The organism is Xanthobacter autotrophicus ATCC 700552, from assembly GCF_043194565.1.
Lineage (GTDB): Bacteria > Pseudomonadota > Alphaproteobacteria > Rhizobiales > Xanthobacteraceae > Xanthobacter > Xanthobacter autotrophicus_F.
The window spans coordinates 1-17,844 of record NZ_JBAFVS010000026.1 but is presented as its reverse complement, the minus strand read 5'-3'; the positions used below and the strand labels follow the sequence as shown (position 1 = coordinate 17,844).

Sequence of the window (17,844 nt, the reverse complement as noted above, 5' to 3'; positions counted from 1 at the left end):
GCAGGGTGGGGGCAGACACTCTCCGCCGTCCCGCCCGCCGGCATTCTGCCCCGGCGTCCTTGCCCCCTCCCCAGCCCTCCCCCGCAAGCGGGAGAGGGGGCCGACGGCGCTTCTTTTCAAACTGAGACACGGCTGGGTGACGGCGCATTTGGAACTGAGACACCATCGCAATTATGATGCGGACCCATGTGCAGGCCGCGCCGCCGGCGGGGAGGGCGGTTCAGGCGTCGATCAGTCCACGTCTTCCACGCTCTCGGGGCCGCCGCCATAGGCGCGCTGGGCCAGGGCCGCCTGCATGAAGGGGTCGAGGTCGCCGTCCAGCACCTCCTGCGGGGTGCCGGAGGTGACGCCGGTGCGCAGGTCCTTCACCAGCTGGTAGGGCTGGAGCACGTAGGAGCGGATCTGGTGGCCCCAGCCGATATCGGTCTTGGCGGCCTGCTCGGCCATGGCCTCGGCCTCGCGCTTCTTCAACTCCCGGTCGTAGAGCTTGGCGCGCAGCATGTTCCAGGCGGTGGCGCGGTTCTTGTGCTGGGAGCGGTCGCCCTCGCTCACCACCGCCACGCCGGTGGGAATATGGGTGAGGCGCACCGCCGATTCGGTCTTGTTCACGTGCTGGCCGCCGGCGCCGCCCGAACGCATGGTATCCACCCGCACGTCGGCTTCCTTGATGTCCACCACGATGCGGTCGTCCACCACCGGATAGACATCCACGGAGGCGAACGAGGTCTGGCGCCGGGCGTTGGAATCGAACGGCGAGATGCGCACCAGGCGGTGCACGCCGGCCTCGGTCTTCAGCCAGCCATAGGCGTTGTGGCCCTTCACCTGGATGGTGGCGGACTTCAGTCCGGCCTGCTCGCCCTGGGACTCGTCCATCAGCTCCACCTTGAAGCCGTGGCGCTCGCACCAGCGCCGGTACATGCGCAGCAGCATCTCGGCCCAGTCCTGGCTGTCGGTGCCGCCGGCGCCCGCATGGACTTCCAGATAGCTGTCGTTGGAATCGGCCTCGCCGGAGAGCAGGGCCTCCAGCTCGCGCCGGGCCAGCTCGGCCTTCAGGCCGTCGAGGGACGCGGAGGCCTCGGTGATGACGCCCTCGTCGCCCTCCGCCTCGCCCAGCTCAATCAGCTCGATGTTGTCGTCAAGGTCGCGCAGGACGCGGTCGATGGTGCCGAGGCCGTCCTCCAGGGAGGTGCGCTCCTGCATGAGCTTCTGCGCCCGCTCGGGGTCGTCCCAGAGCTTGGGGTCCTCGACGATGGCATTCAGCTCCGCAAGACGCCGCCGCGAGCGGTCCACGTCCAGGTGGGACCGCAGCAGGTCCAGGGAAGCTCTGATCTCGTCGACCTTTGCGGCGAGTTCCGCGCGCATGGCTCATCATACTCCGGCTGGATCAGGATGCGTCGGGGGCGAGGTGACCCGAACGAGCGTCCATCTCCATATTTGGGAAAGTCATGCACCGATCGGCCGCAAGGCGAGGCCGATCGGTGCATGAGCGAAGGGGGCCGCGGAAAATAGCGGCGGCGCGCGCGGGTGTAAACGGACGAGGCGGTGTGGGCTGGTCTTCATTCGAAAAGGCGCCGCGTCGGCCCCCTCTCCAACCCTCTCTCCAACCCTCTCCCGCGCGCGTCTCCTGCACGCGGGGGAGGGTTCCCATTGCGCCCGGCCCGGAGCAGCGGGTGCAAGTTCAGATGCCGCTGGCGGCGCTTCGCCTTCCCGGCGATCAGGAGCCCGCGCGTTCAGGACCCGGCGGGCGGCGTGTTGGCGACCAGCCAGCCGGCCACGTCGGCGGCCTCCAGCGGCCGGGCGAAGACATAGCCCTGGATGGCATGGCAGCCGAGGTCGCGCAGCAGGTCGGCCTGGGCCGTCGTCTCCACGCCTTCCGCCACCACCGCCATGCCGAGGCTCTGGCCGATGACGATCACCGCCGTGGCCAAAGCGAGGGCGTTCTTGTCGTGCTCGATGCTGAGCATGAAGGAGCGGTCGATCTTCAGCTCGGCGATGGGCAGGCGCGACAGGGCGCTGAGGCTGGAATAGCCGGTGCCGAAATCGTCCATGGCGATGCGCACCCCCAGCGCATCGATGGCGCGCGCGGTGGCGAATGCGTTGGGGTTCTGGTCCATGGTCACCCGCTCGGTGATCTCGACCCGAAGGTCGCCGGGTGAGAGGCGGTGCCGCTTGAGGGCATCGCCGATGATGCCCACGATCTCGGCGCTGCGGAAGCTCAGGGGGGAGAGGTTGACCGAGACGTGGGGCACCGGGACACCTTCGGCGCGCCAGACGGCCATCTGCCGGCAGGCCTCCTCCACTGCCCACTGGTCGATGCTTTCGATGAAGCCGTATTCCTCGGCAAGTGCGATAAAACGGGGCGCGGGGACCGCCCCATGGACCGGATCGGACCAGCGGGCGAGCGCTTCCACGCCGTGGAGCGCTCCGCCCGAAAGCCGGCCGCCCGAGAGCGTGACCCCCGAAAGCGTGACTTGAGGCTGGTAGACAAGGCGCAGCGCGTGGCTCTGCAATGCCGCCCGCAGCGCGACGGAGAGCACCAGCCGGTCCTCCACCCTTTTGTTCAGGTCGTCGGTGAAGAACTGGAACCGGCCCCTGTCCTTGCGCTTGGCCTCGTACAGGGCGGTATCGGCGTGCTTCAGCAGCGTCTCGGCGCTGGTGCCGTGCTGGGGAAAAAGGGCAATGCCCACCGAGGCGGACATGGTCAGGTGCAGCTTCTGCGCCGGGATGGGTGCGGCCAGATAGTCGATGAGGCGGCGGGCGATGCGCGCGGCTTCTTCCGCCGCGCAATTGTGCACCAGCACCACGAATTCGTCGCCGCCGGTGCGGCCCACCGCATCCCCGGGCCGCAGCTGCGCCTTGAGGCGCCGGGCCATCTCCACCAGAAGCGCGTCGCCGGTGGAATGGCCGAGGGTGTCGTTCACGTCCTTGAAGTGGTCCACGTCCAGAATCAGCACCGCGAGCGGCTCGTTGCGCTCGCCGGCTGCGGTGATCAGGTCGGAGAGGGATTCGATCAGCCGCCGGCGGTTGGGCAGGCCGGTCAGCGTATCGATGCTGGCGAGGGTGGCGATGCGGTTGCGTGTATCCGACCGCTCCAGAACCAGCGCGCACAGGTCCGAGCAGACGGAAACCACGCTTTCCAGCCAGGGGGCGGCGAACGGCGGGCCGGGGAAATAGAAGGCGAAGGTCGCGGCGACCTTGCCGCTGCGCAGCTTCGCCGGGATGGACCAGCAGCCCTTGATGCCGGGCGGAAGGAGAAGGTGCTGAAAATCTCTCCATAGCGGGCTCTGGGCGATGTCCTCCACCAACACCGCCTCGCCGCGGAATGCCGAGGTGCCGCAGCTGCCGCACTCGGGGCCGATGGGCAGGCCTTCCACCGCGGCGGAGAATCCGGCCGGCAGGCTGGGAGCGGCCAGCACCGTCAGCAGGTCGTCGGCGGTGACGCCGAGAATCGAGCACAGGACGCCGGGGGCCAGTTCCTCCACCTTGCGGCACAGCAGGTCCAGGATATCGCGGGCCGGCGCATCGGCCGCCAGTGCGGCGAGCACCTGCCGCTGCAGGTCTTCCATGAGGCGGGTGTGGGTGATGTCCGCCAGCACGGCGACCACATGTTCAAGCGCGCCGGTGGCCTGGTTCAGCACCGGGGTGATGATGGTTGAGACCCACACTTCGTTGCCGGATGCGCCGCGCAGCGGCACGTCTTCCGGGAACGGAACCTGGCGCGTGATGCCGGCGTCAATGCGCGCGGCAAGGTCGGCGGCGCCCCGGCCGGTGGCGAGCAGATCCTCCAGCGCGCGGCCGTCGGCCTCGCCCCCGGCGTAGCCGAGCATCTCCTGGAAGGCGCGGTTGGTGTAGACGATCCGACGCCGCGCATCGGTGACGACCACGCCGCGGTCGGTCTTTTCGGCGACGAGGGAGAGGATGCTCATCTGCTCGGCCGCCCCTGCGGGGTCCGGCAGGGCCTGTACCACCGCCGCGTAGCCGGACGTGCCGGCGTGCCGGATCTGCACCACGTGGACGAGGGCGAAAGCCTTCGAGCCGTCCGGGCGCGCAATCACCACCTGCCGGTCGGCGCCGACAATGTCCTCCGCGCTCCAGCGGCGCGCAGGGTCGAAGCGCAGCGCCTCCGGAAAGATGGAGCGCGCATCGCGCCCGACCATGGCCGTGCCGGAAAGGCCCCACACGTGCTCGGCGGCGGCATTGACGAAAATGACGATGCCATTCTCATCCATGAACACCACGGCATCCGCTGGCCGACTGGCGGAGACCGGCGGTAAAACTGCGATCGTCTTGCCCATCGCTGGCGCTCCGCGCCGAGAGGCGCATGGCGGACGACACGGGACACGAAACGTCCGATTGCCCCGGAAGCCCGATCCGAGGATCGGATTCCGTCAGATGGCAACGGCTCCGCAGCCCGCTGGATCAACCCACTCAAGCCGTAGCTTATCGAATCCGCCGATGTTGTACAGAAAGCCGCGTTTCTCGGTTAACCGCGCCCGATCGGTCGGCGGGCTCAGTAGAGGCCGCCGCCCGTGCGCGCGGGGGCGCTGGGCTCGGGCGAGGCGGCATCGGTGCCGGAATAGCCCGCCACGCTATAGCCGTCGGGCGGGGCGGTGCCGGGCTTGAAGGCTTCGAGAATGGAGCTGTCGCCGGCGCCGGCGCGCTGGCCGCTCTTCCGGTCGATGCGCACCAGCTTGATGCCCGCCGGCACCCGGAACGGGATGGCCGGGCGGTCGGCGATGGCGACCTTCATGAAGTCCCGCACGATGGGCGCGGAGATGAGGCCGCCGGTGGAGCCCTTGCCCATGGCCCGGGGCTTGTCGTAGCCGAGATAGACGCCCACCACGATTTCCGGCGTGAAGCCGATGAACCAGGCGTCCTTCTCGTCGTTCGTGGTGCCGGTCTTGCCGGCGATGGGCTTGCCCAGCTCCTTCAGGGCCGTTCCGGTGCCGCGCTGGACCACGCCTTCCATCATGGAGGTGATCTGGTAGGCGGTCATGGGGTCGAGCACCACCGGGCGGCGGTCGACGAGGCTGGGCTCAGGCTGGTTGTCCCAGTTGTCCGCCTCGCAGCCGCGGCATTCACGCTCGTCGTGCTTGAAGATGGTGTGGCCGTAGCGGTCCTGGATGCGGTCGATGAGCGAGGGTGTCACCTTCCGCCCGCCGTTGGCGATCATGGCATAGGCGCCGGTCATGCGCAGCAGGGTGGTCTCGCCCGAGCCGAGCGCCATGGCGAGATAGGGCGGCATCTCGTCATAGATGCCGAAGCGCTTGGCGTATTCGGCCACGATGGGCATGCCCACGTCGTTGGCGAGGCGCACGGTCATCACGTTGCGCGACTGCTCCAGGCCGAAGCGCAGGGTCTGCGGGCCGTAGAACTTGCCGGAATAATTCTCCGGCCGCCATGTGGCCTGACCCTGCTGCTCCAGCTCGAACGGCGCGTCCATGACGATGGTGGAGGGGGTGTAGCCATTGTCCAGCGCCGCCGAATAGACGAACGGCTTGAACGAGGAGCCGGGCTGGCGCATGGCCTGGGTGGCGCGGTTGAACTGGCTTTCGTCGTAGGAGAAGCCGCCGGAGATGGCCAGCACGCGGCCGGTGGTGGGCTCCATGACCACCATGGCGCCCTCCACGCCGGGCAGCTGGCGCAGGCGCCACTGGCCGGAGCGGTCGGCGAGCGGCTCCACATAGATCACGTCGCCGGGCTTCAGCACCTGGGGCAGGGGGCGGCGGGTCCACTTGGCGCCATCCACCGGGATCAGGCCCACCTCGCGGTCGGTGGAGCGGGCGCCGGACTTGGTACGCGGCGGCTGCAGGCCGATGCGCGCATTGTCCTTGCCCACGTCCAGCACGATGGCGAGGCGCCAGGGAATGTCGTTCAACTCCTTGACCTCGCCGAGCTTCACGCCCCAGTCGACCCCGCCGGAGAGGTCCAGATGGGTCACGGGCTTGCGCCAGCCGCGCTCCTCGTCGTAGCGCACGAGGCCGTCGGTGAGGGTCTTCTTGGCCAGCACCTGCAGCTTGGGATCAAGCGGCGTGCGCACCGAGAGGCCGCCCTCGTAGAGCTTGCGCTCGCCATAGCGCTCATAGATCTGCCGGCGCACCTCTTCGGCATAATATTCCGCGGCGAAGATCTGGGCGCCGGTGGCCCGCGGCGTCACGTCGAGGGCAGAGGCCTTGGCCGCCTCGCCCTCCTTCTGGGAGATGAAGCCGTTCTCCACCATGCGGTCGATCACCCAGTTGCGGCGATCGATGGCGCGCGAGCGGTCGCGGAACGGGTTGTAGGAGGAGGGCGCCTTGGGCAAGGCGGCAAGATAGGCCGCTTCCTGCACGTTCAGCTCGTCCACCGACTTGTCGAAATAAACCAGGGCGGCGGCGGCGATGCCGTAGGCGCCCATGCCGAGATAGATCTCGTTGAGATAGAGTTCGAGGATGCGGTCCTTGGAATAGGTGCGCTCGATGCGCAGGGCGAGCAGCGCTTCCTTGACCTTGCGGTCGATGGACACCTCGTTGGTCAAAAGGAAGTTCTTGGCCACCTGCTGGGTGATGGTGGATGCGCCCTGGGGCCGGACGTTCTTGCCGTAATTCTGGAAATAGAAGGCCGCGGCGCGGAAGATGCCGGTGGGGTCGATGCCGCCGTGCTCGTAGAAATTCTTGTCCTCGGCCGACAGGAAGGCCTCGATCACCGACTTCGGCACGGACTGGATGGGAATGTAGAGCCGGCGCTGCTTGGCGTACTCGGCCACCAGCGCGCCGTCGGCGGCATGCACGCGGGTCATCACCGGCGGCTCGTAATTCTGCAGCTGGGAGTAGTCGGGGAGATCCTGGGAGTACTTCCACACGAAATAGGTCGCGCCCGCGGCACCGGCGAGCAACACCACCGTGGTGAGCGCGAAAACGAACCCCAGAAACCTCAAGATCAACCGCATTTCGCCGGTTCCCTCCCACGGCACCCCATCAGGCGCGCCATCGCATAGCGCGACTTCACTCCCGTGCGAAGAGCCCACACTGCGGGGCCGGCGCCGGGAGCGCAACTCCCCCTTCACGTTCGCGCGTGCTCGCGCGCCGCGCGTGAAGGCAGAGTCGCAGGCCAGACGCTATGCGGGGCAAACGTGGCCGCTTCGCGACGGGGCCGGTGCCGCCTTAGAGCGCGAACCGATTACAAGGACTAGAGCCCGATCCGATCGGTGAATCGCCCCCCGATTCAAGGTGGAGCGTGCCCAGACGAAAACGCCTCCCGGAGGACCGGGAGGCGTTTTCGTCAATGGGACGAAGGCCGGAGCGTTGGAAGCGCTCGCCTCAGCCGCCGAACAGCTTGCGCTGCCACCAGCCGGACTTCTTGTTGGCGGCGGTCTCCTCGCTGCCCTGGGCCTCCGGCTCGGGGGCCGGCGCCGAGGGGGCGTCCAGCTCGGAGGAGACCTCGGAGGCGATTTCGGGAGCGGGCGCATCCGGGGTGGAGTGTTCAGAGGCGGGGAGTTCAGCGGTGAGCTGGGGCTCGGCCTCCGAGCCGGCCGGGACCGGCTGACGTTCGGCCGGGACGGCGCTTGCGGCGGTATCGTCCACCATGACGATCACCGGGGCCTTCTCGCGCACCGTGGAGCGGCGGCGCGGCTTGGCCGGCACCGCCTCCGGCTCTGCAGCCTCGGTCTGCGTAGGCTTGGTCTGTGCGGCCTTGGTCTCGGGCTTCTCGACCACCGCCGGCACCGGTGCCGGGGAGAAGAGGATGGGCACGGACGGGATTTCGGCGGCAGCGGCCGCCGGAACCTCGGCGGGGGTCACCGGAATGCGCACCTCGAAGGCGGGGGCAGCTTCCGCGCCCGCATCCTCGGCGACGGCATCCGCCTCGTCGGCATCGTCGGCATCCTCGCCATCGGCCTCGCCGGCTGCGAGCGGGGCATCGCCCTCGCCCTCGCGCTCCCGGCGATTGCGGCGACCGCCGCGACGGCCGCGACGGCGGCGACGGCGCTCGGCATTTTCCTCGTCAGAGCGCTCGGCGTCGGCGGCGCGCTCCTCCTCGGAGCGGTCGTCTTCCTCGCCTTCGCCCTCGTCGCCATCCTGGGCCTCGGCGGAGGCGTCGTCCTCCTCCTCGCCCTCGGCGCCACCCTCGCGGGTCTCGTCCTTCTCGCCCCGCCGCCGGCGGCGGCGACGGCGGCGCTTGCGATTACCGTCATCGGCGCGATCGCCGGTCTCGCCTTCGACCTCGGGACCGGCTTCGGCCTCAGCCTCGGCGGCCTCCTCGATCACCTCCTCGTCCTCCTCCTCGGCATAATCCTCGTCGAGCAGGATGGAATCGGGGTGCACCACGGAGCTGGGGCGCGGCGCGGCGGCCGGGGGAACGGCCAGCTCGCCCTTCTCGATGATGAAGGGCTGGTGGCCGGTCACGCTCTCGTCGGCGACAACGGCCAAAGTGACGGAGAAGCGCTCTTCCAGCTCGCGCAGATGGGCGCGCTTCTGGTTGAGCACATAGAGCGCCACCTCGGTGCGGGTGCGGGCGTAGAGGTTGTGCGTGGCGGCGCGCAGCAGCTGCTCTTCCAGCGCGCGCAGCAGCTGGAGCGAGACGGACGCCGCCGAGCGCACGTGGCCGGTGCCGCCGCAGTGCGGGCACACCTCGATGGAGCTTTCCAGCACGCCGGTGCGGATGCGCTGGCGCGACATCTCCAGCAGGCCGAAATGGGAGATGCGGCCGATCTGGATGCGCGCCCGGTCGTTCTTCAGGCAATCCTTGAGCTTGCGCTCCACCGACCGGTTATTGCGCTTCTCCTCCATGTCGATGAAGTCGACCACGATGAGGCCGGCGAGATCGCGCAGGCGCAGCTGGCGGGCGATTTCCTCGGCGGCTTCCACGTTGGTCTTGAGCGCGGTGTCCTCGATATGGTGCTCGCGGGTGGCGCGGCCCGAGTTCACGTCGATGGAGACCAGGGCTTCCGTCGGGTTGATGACGATGTAGCCGCCGCTCTTCAGCTGCACCACGGGGGAGAACATGGCATCGAGCTGCTGCTCCACCCCGTAGCGGGCGAAGATGGGCTGCGGCTCGCGATAGGGCAGGACGCACTTGGCATGGCTCGGCATGAGCATGCGCATGAAGTCCTTGGCCTCGCGATAGCCTTCCTCGCCGGCCACGTGAACTTCGTCGATGTCCTTGTTGTAGAGGTCGCGGATGGCCCGCTTGATGAGCGAGCCTTCCTCATAGACCAGGTTCGGCGCGGCGGAGGACAGGGTCAGCTCGCGCACCGTCTCCCACAATCGCAGCAGGTATTCAAAGTCGCGCTTGATCTCCACCTTGGTGCGGTTGGCGCCGGCGGTGCGCAGGATGATGCCCATCCCTTCCGGCACCTCCAGGTCCTGCACCACTTCCTTCAGGCGCTTGCGGTCCACCGTGTTGGTGATCTTGCGGGAGATGCCGCCGCCCCGGGCGGTGTTGGGCATGAGAACGGAATAGCGGCCGGCCAGCGAGAGGTAGGTGGTGAGGGCGGCGCCCTTGTTGCCGCGCTCCTCCTTCACCACCTGCACCAGCATCACCTGGCGGCGGCGGATGACTTCCTGGATCTTGTAGGACCGGGCGCGGCGCTGCGGCGCGCGCTCGGGCACCTCTTCCATGGCGTCGTCGTCGGCGCCGAGATGCTCGATCTCTTCTTCCTCATCGATCTGGTCGACGTCCCCGTCATCCTCGTCCTCTTCCTCGTCGTCCTCGACGGGACGGGGTTCGGCGCGACGGATCTCGGCAGGGGTCTCCTCGATGTCGAGGATGGGGGCGGGGTGGGTCTCGCCCTCGGGGGCCTCGAAGTTGCGGAGGTCCGCGTTCGGGTCGAAGTGCTGCTCCTGCGGGGCCGGCAGGGGCGCGCCATAGGCGGCCTCGGACTCGGTTTCGCTGGCCTCGGAGGACGCTTCGGCAGCTTCGGCGGCGGACAGCAGGTCGGTCACGCTCTCCGGTGCGTGGTGCTCGTGGTGCGCGCTCTCGATGGCGGGGGCGTCCTGCCAGGAGGAGGTTTCAGCCTGGGGCTGCTCGGCCTCGCTGGTGTGATCCTGGGGCGCTTCACCGAATTCCGACGTGCTGGCCGGGGTATCCGAGGGAGCCTCGAAGCTGGACGGCGCGTAGCCGGAAGCATCGTGGCCGGAAGCATCGTGGCCGGAAGAATCGCGGGCGAATGCCTCGGCTTCGGCGGGGATGGTCTCGGCTTCCTCGACGGGCTCGCTCACGGCCTGGTCGGAGCTGGAGCGCCGGGCACGGCCGCGCTCGCGGCGGCGGTCCTTCATCTCGGCCTCGTCGTCGGCGAGGCGGGCGGCGCGCTCCTCCTCCTCGATCAGGGCGAGGCGGTCGGCCACGGGGATCTGGTAATAGTCGGGATGGATCTCGCTGAAGGCGAGGAAGCCGTGGCGGTTGCCGCCATATTCGATGAAGGCGGCCTGGAGCGAGGGCTCCACGCGCGTCACCTTCGCCAGATAGATGTTGCCCCGCAACTGCTTGCGGGTCGCCGACTCATAGTCGAACTCTTCGACCCTGTTCCCGCGCACGACCACCACCCGGGTTTCCTCCGGGTGGGTCGCATCGATGAGCATCTTGTTGGCCATGGAATTCTCTCTTCACGGCGCCGCGGGCAAAGGTCCGCGACAGCCGCCCAGGCGCACCCCATTGCGGGGTGGCCGGGCCGCTCGGGCGCCGGATGTGATGACGTGAGGATGAAACGGAGAAACAGGTGCGTCGGGGCGTGTCGCTACGACCCTCGACGTCGGGGCACACGGGGGCGCGCATAACGCGCCTGTCGTGCGGAGAAAAATCCATGCCCTCGGCTACCCGTTCCTCGATGAAGGGTTCAGGCCGGATGAAAGGCGGGCGCCTCGTTCCGGCCACGGCACACGTTCGCCCGATTCCCCAGATCGTCCCTTGCGGCTCTTCGGCTGAGGCGGCCGGTGGGGCTGTCGCATCGAGCGCCGGTGGGGCGCTCACCGCGGGGCTCCACAAAAGTGGTCGAGCCGCCAGCGGCGATGGGAGTGTTCCTGCATTTCCGGGCATCCGGCGCGCTCAGCGGCCCGCCCGGGATCGAAGAAACACTGTCCTGCGGCAGCCGCGGCAGCCGGGGCCGAAGGGCCTGGTCCGGAACGCGAACTGTGTACCCCGCCATTCTTACCCGCCCAACTTCCTGCTTGGCAAGGTTTATGCGTCCACTTCCTCATTCCAGCAGGCTATAACGCTTCGTCAACGGAGCGTTTACGGGCCCGGCCTTAAGGCTGCCGTCCTTCACTGGCTCGATCCTGGGCTCGATCCCGCGATCGCGCGAAAATGGGATGCCCATGGACCGGTGCCTGGACCTGCGCCCTGAGCTGCACCCGGATCCGAGCCGCAGGCCGTCCCGTGCCCCGATGCCGGCCGGGACAAGGCGCCGCAGCGGTTTGCCGGCCCTGGCGTGCGCCTTCTTCTTGGGCGTGGTCACGTTCGCGTCATCCGCCATGGCGGCCGCGCCGGCCCCGCCCGTTGCCGCAAAACCGGTCGATGGCGGCCCCGTCACTGCCCGGGATGCGCGGCTTGCGGGCGATGCCCAGCGCACGCGCCTCGTGATCGACCTCGACCGGGCGGTGGAATTCCACGCCTTCACCCTGGCCGAGCCCTACCGGGTGGTTCTCGACCTGCCGGAGGTCGCCTTCGCGCTCAAGCCCGAATCGAACCAGCTGAAGCGCGGCCTGGTCGCGGCCTACCGCTTCGGCGTGTTCGCGCCGGGCAAGGCGCGCATGGTGCTGGAGGTGACCGGGCCGGTGGCCATCGACAAGGCCTTCGTGCTCGATCCCGTGGACGACCAGCCGGCCCGCCTCGTGCTGGATCTGGTGAAGAGCGATCCCGACAGCTTCGCCCGCACCGCGGCGCGCTCCGCCGCCCTGCGCACCGCATTGCCTGCGATCCCCATCGTGCCGCCGGAGGCCGGGGACACGCGGCCCGTGGTGGTGCTCGACCCCGGACACGGCGGCATCGATTCGGGCACCACGGGCTATTCGGCCTTCGCCGAGAAGAACGTGGTGCTGGAGACCGCGCTCGCCGTGCGCGAGCTGCTGGAGCGCTCCGGCGCCTATCGCGTCGTCATGACGCGCTCCACCGATACCTTCGTGCCCCTGGGCGAGCGGGTGCGCATCGCCCGTGCCCATCGCGCCGACCTGTTCGTCTCCTTCCACGCCGATGCGCTCGCCCGCGGCGACGGACAGGCGCGGGGCGCCAGCGTCTACACCCTCTCGGACACCGCGAGCGACGCCGACGCCGCCCATCTGGCGGAGAAGGAGAACAAGGCCGACCTCATCGCCGGCGTGGACCTCTCCGACGAGAGCGACGAGGTGGCCGGCATCCTGGTGGACCTCGCCCAGCGCGAGACGCGCAATTTCTCGGCCTTGCTCGCCCGCTCCCTGGTGGGCACCATGAAGAACACGGTGCGCTTCCACCGCTCGCCCTTGAAATCCGCCGGCTTCCGGGTGCTGCGCGCCCACGACGTGCCCTCGGTGCTGCTGGAGATCGGCTACATGTCCAGCAAGGAGGACCTGAAGCTCCTCACCTCGCCGGACGGGCGCATCCGCATCGCCGAGACGGTGGTGGCGGGCATCAACCAGTTCTTCGCCCAGAAGGCCGCCGGCCTGCACGCCGCCGCCGACGACAAGGCGGCCGTGCCGCGGTGAATCCCGCCGGTGTCTGTCGCTGGCGGTGACGCGCCGCCACCGTGCCCCGGCCGACTGCCACGTCAGAGCAAAAGCCTGCCGCAGATGCTTCCCGTTCCAGGGGCGGTGGTACGGCAATGCCTGCTACGCAGGACTCTTGCGCTGGATCCCGGCTCGGCGCTCCGGCTGCGCCGTCGCTGGTCCGGGAAACCGGGGGCGGTGGCGCCGGGGGTGACAGGGGGCGGCCCGGCGGCTATTGCCCTATGGGGACCAATGGCGGGAGCGGCGCGAAGGGCATGGACATCGTCTTCGTCGGCGCCGGCCTTGCCAATTGCCTCATGGCCGCCCGCCTCGCCGCCCAGCGTCCCGGCCTGCACATGCTGCTGCTGGAAGCCGGCGAAAGCGTCGGCGGCAACCACAGCTGGTCCTGCCACGACAGCGATCTCACCCCGGCGCAGCGCGCCTTCCTCGCGCCCTTCCAGAGCTATAGATGGGCCGGGCATGAGGTGCATTTCCCCGCCTTTTCCCGCCGCCTGAAGGGCGGCTACGCCACCATTTCCTCCGAGCGCATGGCCGAGGTGATGAACGAGCGCCTGTGCGCCGCCATCCGCACCCATGCCCGCGTCGCCCATGTGGCCGCCGACCATGTGGTACTGGAGGGCGGCGAGCGCATCGCCGCGCGCGCCGTGGTGGACGGGCGCGGTCCCGTGGCCTCGCGCCACCTCGACCTTGGCTACCAGACCTTCCTCGGGCAGGAATTGCGCTTGTCGCGGCCCCATGGCCTGACCCGTCCCGTCATCATGGATGCGCGGGTGGAGCAGCTGGGCGGCTACCGCTTCGTCTATGTGCTGCCGCTGGACGACGACACGGTGCTGGTGGAAGACACCTATTATGCCGACGGCCCGGACCTGCCCACCGATGTCCTGCGCGGCCGTATTTCCGCCTATGCCGCGGCGCAGGGCTGGGCGGTGGATTATGTGGTGCGGGAGGAGGACGGCATCTTGCCCGTCGCCTTGGGCGGCGACATCGACGCCTTCCTCGCGCAGACCCCTTCAGGCGTTGCCCCGGCGGGGCTGCGGGCGGGCCTGTTCCACCCCACCACGGGCTATTCCCTGCCCGATGCGATGGCGCTGGCCGACACGGTGAGCGCGCTCAAGGACCTGTCCGGTCCCGCGCTCTCGGCGGCGGTGCGCGCCCATGCGGCGGCAAGCTGGAACGGGCGCGGCTTCTTCCGCCTGCTCAACCGCATGCTGTTCCGCGCCGCCGATCCGGAGCGGCGCTATGCCATTCTCCAGCGCTTCTACGGGCTGTCGGAAGACCTGATTGCCCGCTTCTACGCCGATCGCCTCACCCTTGCCGACAAGGCGCGCATCCTTTCGGGGCGCCCGCCCGTATCGGTGTTCAGGGCGCTCTCCTGCCTTGCCGAGACGAAAGCCGCACCCGGTTCCCCATGATGCTCGATGCCACCAAGCCTTTCCGCCGCGCCGCCGTCATCGGGTCCGGCTTCGGCGGGCTCTCCCTCGCCATCCGCCTGCAGGCGGCGGGCATCCCCACCACCGTGTTCGAGCAGCGGGACAAGCCCGGCGGACGCGCCTATGTCTATGAGCAGGACGGCTTCACCTTCGATGGCGGCCCCACCGTCATCACCGACCCCTCCTGCCTCGAAGAGGTGTTCGCGGCCGCCGGCCGCAAGCTGTCCGACTATGTGGAGCTGATGCCGGTCTCGCCCTTCTACCGGCTGCTGTGGCCGGACGGGCGGCAGTTCGACTATGTGAACGACCAGGCGGGGCTCGACACCCAGATCGCCACCTTCGACAAGGCCGACGTGGAGGGCTATCGCCGCTTCCTCGCCTATTCGCAGGCGGTGTTCGAGGAAGGCTACCTCAAGCTCGGCGCGGTGCCGTTCCTGCACTTCTCCAGCATGATGAAGGCCGCGCCCAAGCTGGTGAAGCTGGAGGCGTGGCGCTCGGTCTATGCCATGGTCTCGCGCTTCATCCGCGACGATCACCTGCGGCAGGCCTTCTCGTTCCATTCCCTGCTGGTGGGGGGCAATCCCTTCTCCACCTCGTCCATCTACGCCCTCATCCATGCGCTGGAGCGCAAATGGGGCGTGTTCTTCCCGCGCGGAGGGACAGGGGCGCTGGTCAACGGCATGGTCAGGCTGTTCACCGACCTCGGCGGCGAGATCCGCCTCTCCAGCCCGGTGGACGAGATCGTGGTGGAGGGCCAGCGCGCCACCGCCGTGAAGCTGAAGAGCGGCGAGACCCTGCCGTTCGACCTCGTCGCCTCCAATGCGGACGTGGTGCACACCTATCGCCATCTGCTGCGCGCGTCGCCGCGCGGGCGCTCGGAAGGGGCGCGGCTGGCGAAGACGCGCCATTCCATGTCCCTGTTCGTGACCTATTTCGGGGCGCGGCGCACCTGGGACCATCTCCAGCACCACACCGTGCTGTTTGGCCCGCGCTATCGCGGCCTCGTGGACGAGATCTTCAAGGGCCCGAACCTGCCCGACGATTTCTCGCTCTATCTCCACGCCCCGACGGTCACCGACAAGTCGCTGGCGCCGGAGGGCTGCACCGCCTTCTACGTGCTTTCCCCGGTGCCGCATCTCGGAAAGGCGGACATCGACTGGGAGGTGGAAGGCCCGCTTTATCGCGACCGCATCCTCGCCCATCTGGAAGAGCGGCTGCTGCCGGGGCTGCGCGACAGCCTCGTCACCTCGCGCATTCTCACCCCCTTCGGCTTCCGCGATGAGCTGTCCGCCCATCAGGGCTCGGCCTTCTCGGTGGAACCCATCCTCACCCAGTCGGCGTGGTTCCGGCCGCACAATCGGGATGCGAAAATCGCCAACCTCTATTTCGCCGGGGCCGGCACCCATCCGGGGGCGGGCGTGCCGGGGGTGGTGGGCTCGGCCAAGGCGACAGCGGGGCTCATCCTCGCGGACCTCGGCGTGACGCCCGCATGAGCGCGCCCGCGCCCGACATCCTCGGCGCCAGCGAGCAGGCCATAAACAAGGGCTCCAAGAGCTTCGCCGCCGCCGCGCGCCTGTTCGGCCCGCGCATGCGGGAAGACGCGGTGATGCTCTATGCCTGGTGCCGCCATTGCGACGACGTGGTGGACGGGCAGGAGCTGGGGCACGGCCGGGTCTCCAGCGCCCAGTCCCCCGCCGAGCGGCTCGACGGCCTCTATGAGGAGACGCGCAACGCCTATCGCGGCGCGCCTTCCGCCCATCCGGCCTTTGCCGCCTTCGCCGAGGTGGTGAAGCGCAACGACATTCCCGAGCGCTATCCCCTCCAACTGCTGGAGGGCTTCCGCATGGATGTGGAGGAGCGGCGCTACGAGAGCCTCGATGACACGCTGACCTATTGCTACCATGTGGCCGGCGTGGTGGGCGTGATGATGGCCCTCATCATGGGCGCGCGGGATGACGTGGTGCTGGACCGGGCGAGCGACCTCGGCCTCGGCTTCCAGCTCACCAACATCGCCCGCGACGTGATGGAGGATGCTGCCATCGGCCGCATCTACCTGCCCGCCGCCTTCCTCGCCGAGGCCGGCGTGCCGGAAGCCGGGATCGCCGCGCCCGAGCACCGCGCGGCGGTGGCCGGCGTGGTGGCGCGGCTGCTGGACGTGGCCGAGCCCTATTACGACCAGGCCCTCATGGGCATGGCCGCTTTGCCGTTCCGCGCGGCGGCGGCGGTGGGCGCGGCGCGCGGCGTCTATCGCGCTATCGGCGTGGAAGTGCGCAAGCGCGGGCCGAGGGCGTGGGACGCGCGCGTCTCCACCTCCACGGCGCAGAAGCTCGGCTTTCTCGCGGGCGGCCTCGCGCAGGCCCTCGCCACGCGGTTTCAGGGCGCGCCGCCGCCCCGACCCGCGCATCTGTGGACGCGTCCCGCATGACCCATTTCGCCGTCGTCGCCCCGCCGCTGCCGGGGCATACCAATCCGCTGCTGGTGCTGGCCCGGGAACTTGCCGCGCGGGGCCATCGCGTCACCTTCGTGCACATGGCCGATGCCGCCCGCCTCGTGGCCGGCAAGGGCGCGGAGTTTGCCGCCGTGGGGGAGAAGGACTACCCCGCCGGAGCGTTGGATGCCTATGTGGCGCGCCTTGCCGCGCCCACCGGCCTGTTCGGCCTGCTCGGCACCCTGAAGGCCACGGCGGCGCAGACCGACATGCTGTGCCGCGACCTGCCGGGCGTGCTGAAAGCCATCGGCGCGGAGGCGGTCATCGCCGACCAGACCGAGGCGGCCGGGACCCTGGTGGCGCGCCATCTCAAGCTGCCGGTGGTCTCCACCGCCACCGCGCTGCTGCTGAACCGCGAGATCGGCGTGCCGCCGCCCTTCGTGCCCTGGCGCTATGACCCCAGCGAGCAGGGCCTCGTCTGGAACAAGGGCGGCTACCAGATCACCGACCTGCTCATGCGGCCCATGCGCCGGGTGCTGGAGCGGCATGGCGCCGTGTTCGGGCTCGATCCGTTCGCCGACGGCGGCTTCTCGCCGCTTTTGACCGTGGCGCAAATGCCGAAGGGGCTGGATTTCCCCCGCTCCGAACTGCCCGCCACCTTCCACTATGGCTCGCCCTGGCGCGACGGCGCCGCCGTGCCGCGTATGGATCTGGCGCTCCCGCATGTGGAGGGCATGCCGCTCCTGTTCTGCTCCCTCGGCACCCTTCAGGGCGGGCGCATCGATCTGTTCCACAAGGTGGCGTTCGCGGCGCGGGACGTGGGCGCGCGGCTTCTCATCGCCCATGGCGGCCTGTTGTCCGAGGACGAGGCCGCCCAGCTCTCGGGCCTCGCCGAGGTGCGCTCCTTCGTGCCGCAGCAGGAGGTGCTGAAGCGCTGCGCCGCCGCCGTGCTCCATTGCGGCATGAACACGGTGCTGGATGCGCTGGCCGAGGGCGTGCCGCTGGTGGCCATGCCCATCGCCTTCGAGCAGCCGGCCACCGCCGCCCGCCTCGCCTATGCCGGCGTGGCGCAGGTGGTGCCGGCGGGCCGCGCCAGCCGCGTGCGCCTCGCCAACGCGCTGCGGGCGGTGCTGAGCGTGCCCGATTATCGCCTCGCCGCCCGCCGCGTCGCCGACGAGATGGCGGAAGGCGGCGGGGTGAAGCGCGCCGCCGACCGCATCGAGCAGGCGGTGGCGGGGACGGGCGCCTGAGGCGCTACGGCCAACGCGTCAGGCAAGAGCATGCTTGGTCCGGTCGGCTTGAAAGGAAACGCCGACGG

At 69.3% G+C, this 17,844-nt stretch carries 9 protein-coding genes; 5 read left to right on the top strand and 4 right to left on the bottom strand.

What is annotated here, in order from left to right:
• Nucleotides 1–231 precede the first annotated feature (231 nt).
• The 4 genes from prfB to V5F48_RS20665 all read right to left on the bottom strand — a co-directional run bounded on the left by prfB (nt 232) and on the right by V5F48_RS20665 (nt 10,565).
• Nucleotides 232–1,362 carry a peptide chain release factor 2 gene (gene prfB / locus V5F48_RS20680; RefSeq protein WP_394260192.1) on the bottom strand — a complete coding sequence of 377 codons (1,131 nt, stop codon included), beginning with the start codon at nt 1,360–1,362 and terminating at the stop codon, nt 232–234.
• Between the two features lie 368 nt (nt 1,363–1,730).
• Nucleotides 1,731–4,295 (bottom strand): EAL domain-containing protein, encoded by a 2,565-nt coding sequence (locus V5F48_RS20675; protein WP_394260191.1) that lies wholly within the window; start codon nt 4,293–4,295, stop codon nt 1,731–1,733.
• A gap of 215 nt (nt 4,296–4,510) precedes the next feature.
• Nucleotides 4,511–6,925: a penicillin-binding protein 1A gene (locus tag V5F48_RS20670; protein ID WP_394107631.1), complete on the bottom strand. Its 2,415-nt coding sequence runs from the start codon at nt 6,923–6,925 to the stop codon at nt 4,511–4,513.
• A 370-nt stretch (nt 6,926–7,295) separates the two neighbouring features.
• Nucleotides 7,296–10,565: an Rne/Rng family ribonuclease gene (locus V5F48_RS20665; protein WP_394260190.1), complete on the bottom strand. Its 3,270-nt coding sequence runs from the start codon at nt 10,563–10,565 to the stop codon at nt 7,296–7,298.
• Between the two features lie 852 nt (nt 10,566–11,417).
• Between V5F48_RS20665 and V5F48_RS20660 the strand changes: the two genes are divergently transcribed.
• From V5F48_RS20660 to V5F48_RS20640, 5 genes are all read left to right on the top strand, one after another.
• Nucleotides 11,418–12,647 carry an N-acetylmuramoyl-L-alanine amidase gene (locus V5F48_RS20660; RefSeq protein WP_394260225.1) on the top strand — a complete coding sequence of 410 codons (1,230 nt, stop codon included), beginning with the start codon at nt 11,418–11,420 and terminating at the stop codon, nt 12,645–12,647.
• A 275-nt stretch (nt 12,648–12,922) separates the two neighbouring features.
• Nucleotides 12,923–14,080 (top strand): lycopene beta-cyclase CrtY, encoded by a 1,158-nt coding sequence (gene crtY / locus V5F48_RS20655; RefSeq protein WP_394260189.1) that lies wholly within the window; start codon nt 12,923–12,925, stop codon nt 14,078–14,080.
• On the top strand, nt 14,077–15,591 hold the full coding sequence (locus V5F48_RS20650; protein ID WP_394260188.1) for a phytoene desaturase: 1,515 nt from the start codon (nt 14,077–14,079) through the stop codon (nt 15,589–15,591). Before crtY ends, V5F48_RS20650 begins: the two co-directional genes overlap by 4 nt.
• A complete protein-coding gene (locus V5F48_RS20645; protein ID WP_394260187.1) occupies nt 15,588–16,523 on the top strand; it encodes a phytoene/squalene synthase family protein in 936 nt (311 codons plus the stop codon). Before V5F48_RS20650 ends, V5F48_RS20645 begins: the two co-directional genes overlap by 4 nt.
• Nucleotides 16,520–17,776 (top strand): glycosyltransferase, encoded by a 1,257-nt coding sequence (locus V5F48_RS20640; protein ID WP_394260186.1) that lies wholly within the window; start codon nt 16,520–16,522, stop codon nt 17,774–17,776. The genes V5F48_RS20645 and V5F48_RS20640 overlap by 4 nt, the downstream gene beginning before the upstream one ends.
• Nucleotides 17,777–17,844: the final 68 nt, after the last annotated feature.

Excerpts from the sequence above, each read along its gene's own strand:
- prfB (WP_394260192.1), bottom strand. The coding sequence starts at position 1,362 with ATGCGCGCGGAACTCGCCGCAAAGGTCGACGAGATCAGAGCTTCCCTG.
- V5F48_RS20675 (WP_394260191.1), bottom strand. The coding sequence starts at position 4,295 with ATGGGCAAGACGATCGCAGTTTTACCGCCGGTCTCCGCCAGTCGGCCA.
- V5F48_RS20670 (WP_394107631.1), bottom strand. The coding sequence starts at position 6,925 with ATGCGGTTGATCTTGAGGTTTCTGGGGTTCGTTTTCGCGCTCACCACG.
- V5F48_RS20665 (WP_394260190.1), bottom strand. The coding sequence starts at position 10,565 with ATGGCCAACAAGATGCTCATCGATGCGACCCACCCGGAGGAAACCCGG.
- crtY (WP_394260189.1), top strand. The coding sequence starts at position 12,923 with ATGGACATCGTCTTCGTCGGCGCCGGCCTTGCCAATTGCCTCATGGCC.
- V5F48_RS20650 (WP_394260188.1), top strand. The coding sequence starts at position 14,077 with ATGATGCTCGATGCCACCAAGCCTTTCCGCCGCGCCGCCGTCATCGGG.
- V5F48_RS20645 (WP_394260187.1), top strand. The coding sequence starts at position 15,588 with ATGAGCGCGCCCGCGCCCGACATCCTCGGCGCCAGCGAGCAGGCCATA.
- V5F48_RS20640 (WP_394260186.1), top strand. The coding sequence starts at position 16,520 with ATGACCCATTTCGCCGTCGTCGCCCCGCCGCTGCCGGGGCATACCAAT.